This window comes from Paenibacillus sp. FSL R7-0272 (assembly GCF_037969905.1).
In the GTDB taxonomy this organism is placed as follows: Bacteria; Bacillota; Bacilli; order Paenibacillales; family Paenibacillaceae; genus Paenibacillus; species Paenibacillus polysaccharolyticus.
Genome location: NZ_CP150221.1, coordinates 38,630 through 50,680 on the forward strand (window position 1 = coordinate 38,630; position 12,051 = coordinate 50,680).

At 47.3% G+C, this 12,051-nt stretch carries 9 protein-coding genes; 8 read left to right on the forward strand and 1 reads right to left on the reverse strand.

Annotated elements, in window-relative coordinates; genetic code table 11:
• The first annotated feature begins 159 nt into the window (after nt 1-159).
• Together glmU and MKY23_RS00190 are read left to right on the forward strand one after the other, a co-directional pair.
• Nucleotides 160-1,560 (forward strand): bifunctional UDP-N-acetylglucosamine diphosphorylase/glucosamine-1-phosphate N-acetyltransferase GlmU, encoded by a 1,401-nt coding sequence (gene glmU, locus MKY23_RS00185; protein ID WP_339834373.1) that lies wholly within the window; start codon nt 160-162, stop codon nt 1,558-1,560.
• Between the two features lie 99 nt (nt 1,561-1,659).
• Nucleotides 1,660-2,613 carry a ribose-phosphate diphosphokinase gene (locus MKY23_RS00190; RefSeq protein ID WP_017691370.1) on the forward strand — a complete coding sequence of 318 codons (954 nt, stop codon included), beginning with the start codon at nt 1,660-1,662 and terminating at the stop codon, nt 2,611-2,613.
• A 104-nt stretch (nt 2,614-2,717) separates the two neighbouring features.
• Here the strand turns inward: MKY23_RS00190 and MKY23_RS00195 are convergent, their stop codons facing one another.
• The gene (locus MKY23_RS00195) at nt 2,718-2,918 is read right to left on the reverse strand and encodes a hypothetical protein (protein ID WP_090924609.1); all 201 of its coding nucleotides are present in this window, start codon (nt 2,916-2,918) and stop codon (nt 2,718-2,720) included.
• 116 nt (nt 2,919-3,034) lie between these two features.
• Between MKY23_RS00195 and pth the strand changes: the two genes are divergently transcribed.
• The 6 genes from pth to MKY23_RS00225 all read left to right on the forward strand — a co-directional run bounded on the left by pth (nt 3,035) and on the right by MKY23_RS00225 (nt 11,940).
• Nucleotides 3,035-3,595, forward strand: coding sequence for an aminoacyl-tRNA hydrolase (gene pth, locus MKY23_RS00200; RefSeq protein ID WP_090924610.1), 561 nt, complete (start codon nt 3,035-3,037; stop codon nt 3,593-3,595).
• Between the two features lie 108 nt (nt 3,596-3,703).
• The gene (locus MKY23_RS00205; protein ID WP_090924611.1) at nt 3,704-3,934 is read left to right on the forward strand and encodes an anti-sigma-F factor Fin family protein; all 231 of its coding nucleotides are present in this window, start codon (nt 3,704-3,706) and stop codon (nt 3,932-3,934) included.
• A gap of 341 nt (nt 3,935-4,275) precedes the next feature.
• Entirely contained in the window at nt 4,276-7,803 is a 3,528-nt protein-coding gene (gene mfd / locus MKY23_RS00210) for a transcription-repair coupling factor (protein ID WP_154985686.1), read from the forward strand.
• Complete coding sequence (locus tag MKY23_RS00215) at nt 7,787-8,932, forward strand: peptidylprolyl isomerase (protein WP_221788847.1); 1,146 nt, start codon at nt 7,787-7,789, stop codon at nt 8,930-8,932. Before mfd ends, MKY23_RS00215 begins: the two co-directional genes overlap by 17 nt.
• 345 nt (nt 8,933-9,277) lie before the next feature.
• A complete protein-coding gene (spoVT, locus tag MKY23_RS00220; protein ID WP_090924614.1) occupies nt 9,278-9,820 on the forward strand; it encodes a stage V sporulation protein T in 543 nt (180 codons plus the stop codon).
• Nucleotides 9,821-10,173: 353 nt separating this feature from the next.
• Nucleotides 10,174-11,940: an oligosaccharide flippase family protein gene (locus MKY23_RS00225; RefSeq protein ID WP_339839114.1), complete on the forward strand. Its 1,767-nt coding sequence runs from the start codon at nt 10,174-10,176 to the stop codon at nt 11,938-11,940.
• Nucleotides 11,941-12,051 lie beyond the last annotated feature (111 nt).

Genomic DNA, 12,051 nt, shown 5'->3' on the forward strand with positions numbered 1-12,051 from the left:
ACTTATGAGGTCATGATCCACTCGTGACTATGTTGTTACGCGTGATTACAGAGACAGCAGGCGATGAACAAGACCGGCTTGAAGCCGGCTGAATGATTCTCATTGGAGATGAATGTGTAAGGAATTCAATGGGGTTTTCAGAACAGGAGGTCGTTAATTTTGAAACGCATGGCAATTGTTCTAGCCGCAGGGCAGGGCAAACGAATGAAATCCAAATTGTACAAAGTACTGCATCCCGTATGCGGTAAACCGATGGTCGGACATGTGCTGGATGCAGCGCTTCGCGCGGGCGTTGAACGCAGCGTAGTTGTTGTCGGACATGGGGCCGAAGCGGTGCAGTCATTTTTAGGTTCCAGAGCGGAGTACGCTCTTCAAGCGGAACAGCTCGGTACTGGTCATGCCGTGAAACAGGTCAAATCCCTGCTCGGCAATGAACATGGGTCAACGATTGTAGTCTGTGGCGACACACCTCTCGTTACCAGCGAAACGTTGGAAGGTCTGATGAAGTTGCATGAGGAAAGTGGCGCAGCCGCTACAGTACTCACAGCTGAGCTCGATAATCCTAAGGGATACGGACGCGTGATCCGCGGGGAAGACGGTTCCGTACAGCGTATCGTGGAACAAAAGGATTGCACACCGCAAGAAGATGCCGTAAAGGAAATTAATACAGGCACGTATTGCTTTGACAATGCAAAGCTGTTTGCGGCACTGGAGAAGGTTACGAACCAGAACGCGCAGGGCGAGTATTATCTGACAGACGTTGTCGGCATTTTCAAGAGCGAGGGCGAAGTCGTCGAAGCTTATATGTCTGACGATATCGCGGAGTCCATCGGGGTTAATGACAGACTTGCTCTTTCACAAGCAGAAGCATATATGCGGGAACGTCTGGCTGTGCGCCATATGTTGAACGGGGTAACGATTATTGATCCTTCATCGACATATATCGGAGCAGATGTTACGATTGGATCAGACACAGTACTGTATCCGGGAACCGTTCTTAAAGGCACTACTTCGATTGGTGAAGCATGTCATATCGGTCCTCATGCAGATATTGAAGACAGTATCATCCAAGATGGTGCTGCGATTAAACATTCGGTGCTATCCCAGGCAGAAGTTGGTCCTGATGCAACCGTAGGTCCTTTTGCCAATCTGCGCCCTGGCACCAAGTTAGGTCGTAACGTAAAAATTGGTGACTTTGTTGAAGTGAAAAATGCTACAATTGATGAAGGATCTAAAGTGTCACATCTCAGTTATATCGGGGATGCGCAGGTAGGTAAGAACGTAAATGTTGGTTGCGGGGCAATAACGGTCAATTATGATGGATATAATAAAGCTATAACAACCATTGAAGATGATGCTTTTGTAGGTAGCAACGTTAATTTGATCGCACCGATTACGGTTGGTAAAGGCGCTTATGTCGTTGCAGGCTCCACCGTAACACATTCCGTTCCTGAGAATGATCTGGCGATTGCTCGTCCACGTCAGGAAAACAAAGCAGGTTATGCGGAGAAAATCCGCGGACGTGCAAAAGCCAAGAAACAAAACGCCAAACCCGAATAAGGGGTTTTGATAACCAATTGCCTCCCGTTATGCGGGAGGTGCCGACATGTCGCAGACGCTTATAGATTCCAATGAACCAGCACGGAGGGTTTTTATTTTATGACTTATTTTGACTCGAAATTAAAAATATTTACTTGCAATTCTAACCCCAAGCTTGCTCATCAAATTGCTGATTATATCGGGATTCCTATGGGTGAATCTCATACAACCAGCTTTAGTGATGGCGAGATTCAAGTGAAACTCTCCGAGAGTGTTCGTGGTTGCCACGTATATATCGTGCAGTCAACTTGCTTGCCGGTTAATGACAATCTGATGGAAATGCTGGTCATGATTGATGCATTGAAACGTGCATCGGCCAAAACAATCAACGTAGTTATTCCGTATTACGGATATGCGCGCCAAGATCGCAAAGCACGTTCACGTGACCCGATTACGGCCAAGCTGGTTGCCAACCTGATTGAAAAAGCAGGCGCAACACGTGTAATCGCAATGGATTTGCATGCGATGCAGATTCAGGGATTCTTCGACATTCCAGTCGATCATCTGCTGGGTGTGCCGATTCTGGCGCAATATTTCCGCTCGAAACAGATCGAAAACCCGGTTGTGGTGTCACCTGACCACGGTGGTGTGGTTCGTGCGCGCAAACTGGCTGATTTCCTGAATGCACCGCTTGCGATTATCGACAAACGTCGTCCTGAGCCGAACGTCAGCGAAGTTATGAATATTATCGGTAATATCGAAGGTAAAACAGCGATTCTGATAGATGACATCATTGATACTGCCGGAACAATTGTACTAGGAGCGAATGCTCTCATGGAAGGCGGCGTGAAGGAAGTATATGCATGCTGTACTCACCCGGTATTGTCTGGCCCTGCGATGGAACGTTTGGAAAATGCACCGCTGAAGGAAGTCATCGTGACGGATACAATTCCAATTACACATGCAAATCCAACAAGCAAACTTAAAGTGCTTTCTGTAGCACCATTGCTTGGGGAAGCCATCATCCGGGTTCATGAGGAATTGTCAATCAGCAAGCTGTTTGAAATTGAATAGGATGTCTGCATAAAGTAGTAGAGGGGTTACGTCTTCCGGTTGAACGGAAAATGTAACCCCTGTCGGCGTGCCGTTTTTAATGTGATAGAAAACCGCCTGGCGCATTAATATCCCGGGCGGGAAATAAAACGGAAGCGGCGTCTGTGAAAGAGTGTATCGGCAATTTCGACAAATTGACTATCGAAACGGGTAATCACACCAATCTCGATATGGGTATCACGGTCGTACACCTGCACAGGCACGTGATGTTCCAGATGATAAATAAAGTCACTATGTTGAGTCAGTTGTCCGTTATCTTCGCGCAAAACCCGCTCACCTTCCTGGGTGGATAAATGTTCAATACGTACTTTCCTGATATTATATGAAATATAACATTCGAAGTCTATGCCTCACCTAATGGATGCTCGAAGGAGGGAACAAGATGAAGTGGATTGTCGGACTTGGGAATCCAGGTTCAAACTATGCCAAAACCCGGCATAATATCGGTTTTATGGCACTGGATCGATTGGCAGATCGCCATAACATTTCGATTACACAGAACAAGTGTAAAGCATTGATCGGAGAAGGCAACATTGGCGGCGTCAAAACAGTACTGATCAAACCGATGACTTATATGAACCTTTCGGGTGAATCGGTACGAGCTTACATGGATTTTTATAAAGTGAACCTGGAAGATCTAATCGTTGTATACGACGATATGGATACAGAAATCGGCAAGGTACGATTGCGTTATCAGGGTAGCGCCGGTGGACATAATGGAATCAAGTCCATTATTCAGCACACAGGTACACAGCAGTTCAACCGGGTTCGTATGGGGATATCAAGGCCTGATCCGGGACATGCCATTGTAGACTACGTACTGTCAACGTTCATGAAGAAAGAAAAAGAAGCGCTGGAGCAGACGATTGAGCAAACATGTGATGCACTGGAATATAGTTTGACGAATACGTTCGAGCAAACGATGGCGAAATTCAACGGCTGATGCATTCCAGTAATATGGAATTTACACTGGAAAAAAATTAAATTGACGACTTTGATTCGGACAACTTGGGCATACTGGATGTATAAACCATGTTCAGGAGGCATAACTATGTCAGTGAATTATGTATGTCGGCATTGCCGTACCTTTATTGGCCAGATTGATTCGGCTAAAATTACGGAAGCACAGCTCGGTTTTCATTTCTTGACCCCCGACGAGCGGAGGGATATAATAGCGTATAATTCCGGTGGTGATGTTACCGTTCGGATTACATGCGATTATTGTAAGGAAGCGTTGGAACACAACCCCGAGCTGAGCCTGCTTGCAAATCCGCTCCAGTAGCTATTGCCTGTAGGGATTTAATTAATGCTATTGAATGGATAAATGTTGAAAAATGACAGAGAGGATGACCGCGGTTACAGCGGTTTGCCCTTTTTATAGCCTTGGCAGCCTGCTGAGGCTTCTTTTCAGTTGGGACAGAATCAAGGGTGTATTCAACTTTGTAATAGAACTCAGAGTGGTCCTGTAGGAACAGATGTGGAAATGTTTGGAGTAATCCTTTATGATGAAACAGGACAAAAAGGAATAAGTATCCAGTTTTTGAAAAATCCCAATGACCGAAGATGCTGCACATCGATGTGCAATAATCTATAATCAAGAAAGTTATAAGAGAGGTGCCCCTTTTGTTACAAGCACTCATACAGGCTTTTTCCAAAGATCCGGACTTTGCGTCCATTACAGCCGGGGTTAAATCCGGCATGAAGGAGCAATTGGTTTCGGGCCTATCCGGTTCGGCTCGTCAGATCATGCTGGCTACGCTGCACCAAGAGATGGATCGACCACTGCTCGTCGTGACACATAATATGTTTGCCGCACAAAAAATAGCGGAAGATTTACAGGAAGCGCTTTCATCAGATCAGGTGTTGATCTATCCTGCGAATGAACTTGTTGCTGCTGAGGCAGCGGTATCTAGTCCGGAGACACTTGCTCAGCGCATTGAAGTATTGGTTCGTTGCGCCCAGGGTTTCAGGGGTATTGTTGTCATTCCTTTTTCAGGGGTAAGACGTTATGTTCCGCTCCCGGAAGTCATGGCAAATGCACATATCCAGATTAAGCAAGGCAGCACGCTTCAACTGGATTCGTTCTTGCTTGAGATGGTAATGCTTGGCTATGAACGTGTAGAGCGAGTTGAATCTCGCGGAGAGATGAGTGTACGTGGAGGTATTATTGACTTCTATCCAGTGACTTCATCGATTGCATATCGGGTGGAGTTATTTGACGACGAAATCGATTCCATTCGTACATTTGACCCTGCGGATCAACGTTCCATTGAACGGATAGAGGAAATTACTGTTTTGCCATGTAAAGAATTAATCGCTGATCGGGAGCGTATGGAGAAGGCGGCGGATACGGCGGCAATTTTGCTTGAACAGCAGCTGGAGAAAATGACGGACCGCCAGGCCAAGTTGCGCCTTCGGGAAGAGATGCATCGAGAGATTGAGTTGCTGCGTCAGCATGTCTACTTTTCAGAAATGTACAAATACATCTCCCCGCTTTATCCTGAAAATAAAACGATTTACGACTATATGCCAGAAGATACCATTCTAGTGATGGATGAGCCGGCGAGATTGTCGGAAACCTCGAAACAACTGGACAGAGACGAATCGGAGTGGAACTTGCATCTGATGCAAAATGGTAAAACCTTGCCGGATCTGCCGTTATCGGCAGATGGGGATGATTTGCTCTATGAGCGTCCATTCCAGACCATCTTTATGTCGATCTTTTTGCGTCAGGTTCCGCATACCCAGCCACAGAATATTCTGAACTTTATCAGCCGGGGCATGCAGGATTTCCACGGACAGATGAACGTGCTGAAGGCGGAGATGGAACGCTGGCAGAAAGCCGGTGTTCAGGTGTTGATGCTTGCGAATGGTGAGGAACGGATGGACCGGATGCGCCGGGTATTGCAGGATTACGACATTCCTGAGCCGGAGATGCTGAATGGCAATTTGCAAACGGGATTCGAGATGCCGTCCATTCATTTGGCGGTGATCACAGAAGGTGAGATGTTCTCACAGAAGCAGCGTAAAGCCCGTAAACCGATTCGAAACATCGATAATGCCGAGCGTATCAAATCCTATAGCGAGCTGAAAGTGGGCGATTATGTCGTTCACCAGAACCACGGAATTGGTAAATACCTCGGGATTGGTACGCTTGAGGTTGCTGGTATTCACAAAGACTACATGCACATTCTGTATGCAGGCGGCGACAAATTGTCTGTTCCGATTGAACAGATTGATCTCATTCAGAAATATGTGGGTTCCGAAGAGAAGGAGCCGAAAATTTACAAGCTGGGCGGTAACGAGTGGACACGGGTTAAAAATAAGGTTCGTTCATCCGTTCAGGATATCGCCGATGATCTGATCAAGCTGTACGCAGAACGTCAAACATCTAAAGGCTATGGGTTCGACAAGGATTCCGCAGAGCAACAAGAATTCGAAGACATGTTCCCTTACGATGAGACACGTGATCAGATGCGCGCGATTGAAGAAATCAAAAAAGATATGGAACAAAACCGTCCCATGGATCGTTTATTGTGTGGAGACGTTGGTTACGGGAAAACTGAAGTTGCGATTCGGGCTGCATTTAAAGCGGCAATCGAGGGCAAACAGGTAGCGGTATTGGTTCCGACCACAATTTTGGCTCAGCAACACTATGAAACGTTCCGTGAGCGGTTCTCCGGTTATCCGTTTAACATTCATGTCCTTAGCCGATTCCGTTCCCGCAAGGAACAGAATGAGACCGCCAAAGGTATCAAAGCCGGTACAATAGACATTGTTATTGGTACACATCGCTTGCTGTCACAGGATCTGGTGTTCAAAGATCTGGGATTGCTTATTGTCGATGAGGAGCAACGTTTTGGCGTAACACATAAAGAGAAGCTCAAGAAGCTCAAAACCAACGTGGATGTGTTGACCCTCACGGCAACCCCGATTCCGCGTACTTTACACATGTCCATGTTGGGTGTACGTGACTTGTCCGTTATTGAGACACCGCCAGAGAACCGTTTCCCCGTTCAGACCTACGTGGTAGAGCATAGTCAGGCTCTTGTTCGTGAAGCGATTGAGCGTGAGTTGGCGCGTGGTGGTCAGGTATATTATCTCTACAACCGGGTACAAGGCATTCAGGAGATGGCAGCCGAAATCTCGGATCTGGTGCCAGAAGCCAAAGTGGGTGTTGGGCATGGGCAGATGACAGAAACCGAGCTGGAGAAGACGATTCTCGACTTCCTGGACGGAGAGTATGATGTACTGGTGAGCACGAGTATCATTGAAACAGGTGTGGACATTCCGAATGTAAATACACTCATTGTGCATGATGCAGACAAAATGGGACTTTCCCAACTGTATCAGTTGCGTGGAAGGGTAGGACGGTCTAACCGGATTGCCTACGCGTATTTCACATACCAACGGGACAAAGTGCTTACGGAAGTTGCCGAGAAGCGTCTGCAATCCATCAAGGAATTCACAGAGCTTGGTTCAGGCTTCAAAATTGCAATGCGAGACTTGTCCATCCGTGGGGCCGGTAACCTGCTCGGAGCAGAGCAACATGGCTTTATCGCCTCCGTCGGGTTCGATCTGTATTCACAGATGCTGGCGGAAGAGATCAACAAACGTAAAGTTACAATGCTGGGCGAAGAGCCTGTACCTTCCGATCAGTGGAATACAACGCTAGATCTCAGTATCGATGCCTACTTGCCATCGGATTATATTTATGACAGTATTCAGAAGATTGAGATCTATAAAAAGGTCGCAGTTATTGCTTCCTTCGACGATGCAATGGAACTGGAAGACGAACTGGTTGACCGCTTCGGTGATTTACCGGAAGCTGTAATTAATTTGATGGCAGTAGCCCGCCTCAAAGTGTATGGCAAAATCTATGGTATTGAGTCCATCACACAGCGTGGCGATGATCTTACAGTCAAGTTCTATGAAGGACGTGAACATGCCTTCGAGTTGTCAAAAATCGCACACATTGGAAATCAGTTCGAAAGACGTGTACAATTTGAACAAGGACCCCATATGCTGATTCATGTCAAAGGCAAGGGTCTTGGGGATAAGCAACTGATGGAGCTGGTAGAAAAGTTTCTGGAATCCATGAAGACTGCTTTTAAATCAAAGGGGGAACTAAAAGATGTTAGCAAAGTATAAAAAAGTGGGAAAAGTGCTGTCCGTAGGTATGGTAGCAGTACTGTCCCTGTCCTTGCTTGCTGCATGTGGCAAGAAGGAAGAAGCAAAAGCACCGGAATCAACAGATAAAAGTGCTGTTGTAGCTACGTATGATGGTGGCACAATTACAGCGAATGAATTCGACATGGAACAACGTGTCATGAAATTCCTCTATCCGGAATATGCACAAATGATGGAGATGGATGATTTTAAAGAATATCTCGTGAAGCAAGAGATTGCTTATGAATATTTGAGTGGCAAAGCAAGTGAAGAAGCCAAAACGGCTGGAGCCAAAACAGCATCTGAACAATTCGACAAAATGAAGGCTTCCGTGAAGGAAGAGCAATGGACTGAAATGTTAAAGACTCAGAAATTGACTGACCAAAACATTAAAGATTACATGACTCGTATTATGACGGTAATCAAAGATAAAGAAACAGGCGTAACCGAAGATGCCATGAAGGCAGAATTTGAGAAAAACAAAGATCAGTATACAACAGCTTCTGTACGTCATGTGCTGATTACTTTTAAAGATCCTAAAACGCAAAAAGATCGTAAAAAAGAAGACACGTTGAAGCTTGCAAAAGAAGTAAAAGCGAAACTGGATGGCGGCGCTGATTTTGCCGAGATTGCGAAAAAATATTCCGAAGATCCGGGATCTGCTGAAAAAGGTGGACTTTATGAAAATACACCTGTTGCGAATTGGGTAGATTCTTTCAAGGAAGCTGCAAAAACATTGCCGCTGAACAAAATCAGTGATCCGGTTGAAACAGAGTACGGTTATCACATCATGAAAGTGGAAGCACGTACGGAAGCAGATTACTCCAAGTTGACGGCAGAGCAAAAAGAGACACTGAAAAGCCAACTGGCGGCTGCTCAAATCGATACGTTTATGCAAAAAGAGCTGGATAAAATCATCAAAGAAGTGAAACTTCCAAAAACGGAGAAAAAAGAGGAAGGCACTACTGAAGGTTCGACAGGTACTGGTACAGAAGGCACGAAAACAGATGGATCAAAAACCGATTCTAAAGGTACAGATGCGAAAACAGATCAAGGTACAACAGGAACAGACAAAGATGCAAAAACCGAAGAAGGTACAAGCAGTAAATAGTTTGACTCACAGTGATTTTAACATGCGTTTCAGAGAAGCCTGAGAAGCTTGCTGAACCGGGTTATATTCACCGTAATATGGACAACCTATAACGAAGTACAGGGAGAACTACGGTTCTTTCTGTTGCTTCGTTTTTTGGTTTACATGGAGCGTAAACGACTGGAGATACAATTTTTATTACTTTATAAAAAAGTTAATTCACGATATTCCGCAAAGCATGTATAAGGATATGGGAACAGATGAATACTATGGTCAAGAAATCACACTAAACGTTCTGGGACTTTCCTCTACCCATTAAGGAACAGTAGTTGAAAAATCTTCTCGAGAAAGTGGGGCAACATGTAAATGAAAGCTACTGGTATTGTCCGCCGTATAGATGACCTGGGTCGTGTGGTCATTCCTAAAGAAATCCGTCGTACGTTGCGTATTCGTGAGGGAGATCCGCTTGAAATTTTTGTGGATCGGGATGGAGAAGTTATTCTTAAAAAATATTCGCCCATTGGGGAACTTGGTGATTTTGCCAAAGAATATGCAGAATCGCTGTATGAGAGTACAGGTCACGTTACGATGATTTCTGACCGGGATACCATTATCACGGTGGCAGGCGGATCCAAGAAAGAGTATTTGGATAAACAGGTTGGCAGCCTTGTGGAGAGTTGCATGGAAAACCGTAAGACAATTATGGAAGCAACCAATGGTACTTATGAGCTTAGCAAAGATCATGACGAGACGTTATCCTCTTTTGTTATCGCGCCAATTATCTCTGGTGGTGATCCCATCGGAACCGTTATCCTGTTCAACAAGGATGAATCCGTGAAGATGTCTCAGATGGAGACTAAAATGGCTGAGACGGCTGCTGGCTTCCTTGGCAAACAAATGGAACAATAGATAGCAGATGGACTCCTGTGAGCCTGAACCGGGCATACGGGAGTTTTTGCTTTTTACATATAAGTTGAACTATAAGTGTTTACACAAGTACTCCGATGACAGAATAAACTTTCAATCGCTGTTATCCCCAGATTTTTTTGGATTCCCTTTTCCAAAGGGGAAAATCCGGTGATAAAGGCGAGGCATATGCTTCCGATGCAGCTTTCTTTCAGGGAGGCTAGAGGTTTTGATCTGATCACAGGTTGTGGCTCAAAGGATGTTCGTATTGTGTGCCTTCTGGCAGGTATAATAGCAAAGGAAGCTTTATGCTTCGTTTGAATGCCAGAATACACATGGAAGGAACCGGGAAATTGATAAAACAGCCATCTTCAGGAACAAGGCTGCTACAGGGTGCTTTTATCCTTGGGCTTGCCGCCATTATCTCCAAAATCATTGGTGCTTTTCAAAAAATTCCTCTTCAAAATCTGGGGGGAGACGGTGTCTTTGGTATCTACAATACGGTCTATCCGTTATATATGCTCATTATTACGCTGGCTGCGGCTGGGTTGCCCTTGGCTGTATCCAAATTCGTAGCTGAACAGAATGCCCTCGGCAGACCAGACGAGAGCCGAAGAATTATACGATTATCTTCGATGTTGCTTGGCGGATTAGGTATGATTACCGCGATGGTGATGTATGGAAGTGCACCGTGGATCGCAGGTCTGATTGGAAATCAGCATGTGATTCCTTCCATCCGTGCAGCATCCCTGGCCTTGTTATGTGTACCGCTGATGACAGGTTTACGTGGATACTTCCAGGGGATGCAGCAGATGGTGCCTACAGCCGTATCTCAGGTGGTCGAACAGACGGTGCGGGTCACGGTCATGATTGTGGTGTTATTATGGCTGATCCGCCAGGATGCTTCGCTTGAAACGGTTGCTTCCGGGGCAATGTTAGGCTCGGTAGCCGGAGGATGTGCAGGGCTCATCGTCATGTTGGGATTCGTAAATAGACATCGGCGGAAAGAGCAGGAAGTACATTCGATGGATAGAGAGCCGATGTACACAGAAGATCGCAAGAAAAAGGGAGAGACAGTATGTGAAGAGTCTTTGGATTCAGGGGCAGATCGGCATACTGGAGTAGTGGAACATGATGTTGCAGTAGTTGGAGGAAGCGGTCAAGCTCGGAAGATCAGACGCTCAAATACCGAATGGATGCGTACTTTGCTTGTCTATGCCATTCCGGTTTGTCTTGGATCACTGGCAGTGCCCCTGATGAATCTGGTGGACACCTTTACCGTTCCACGTCTGCTACGCGGTGAAGGGCTGGATGATATGCAAACGATGGTATCCTTCGGCATATACAACCGCGGATTGCCACTGGTGCAGCTGGTGACGATGCTTACCACGTCACTCTCGGTGCTGTTTATTCCGGCGATGGCCGAAGCGCGCCTGAAGGGCGGGCCAGAAGCCGTCAGGAAGCAAGCGGGCATGGCGCTGCGCTGGTTCTGGCTGATCGGTCTGGCAGCCTCTGCAGGACTTGCGGTGCTGGCAGACCCGATTAACCGCATGCTGTACGGGGATGCCGCAGGCACCGAAGCATTGCGGTATATGGCGCTGACGGCTGCAGGTAGCACCGTCAGCATCATCGCGGCGGCGCTGCTGCAAGGCCTCGGCGCCGTGCGTGCTCCTGCGTTCAGCATGCTGGCCGCCGCAGGCGTCAAGGTGCTGCTGAACGTCATGCTTGTGCCAGCGCTGGGCATCAGCGGCGCGGCACTTGCAGGTGCAGCCGCCTATATGCTGGCGGCTGGCCTGAATGTGGTGCTTCTGGCGCGGCTCACCGCCATGCGCCCTGCTCCTGGCGCCGTCTTGGCGAAGCCGGCGCTGGTGATCGCCGCCATGAGCCTGGCGGCGCTAGGCATGGCCTGGGCCGCCGAAGCAGTGCTCGGCGGCTTGGGCATCGCAGCCACGCATCGGCTGGCTGCGATGGGCGTGAGCCTGCTGGGCATTGCCGCAGGCGCAGCCGTGTTTGTGCTGGCCGCGGCCCGGACAGGGTTACTGACCGCCGCAGAGCTGGCGGCCTTGCCGAAGCTGGGGCCGCGTCTGGCGCAGCTGTTGCGCAGACTGCGTGTACTGCGCTAGCCAAATCATAGTTGCTATGGTGTCTAGATGCTGCCGCGCATGCTTATGGTACCGTTGCGCCTGTGGATACCTTTACAGTCTGTCTAGCAACCTTACAAGTTGATGGAGAGC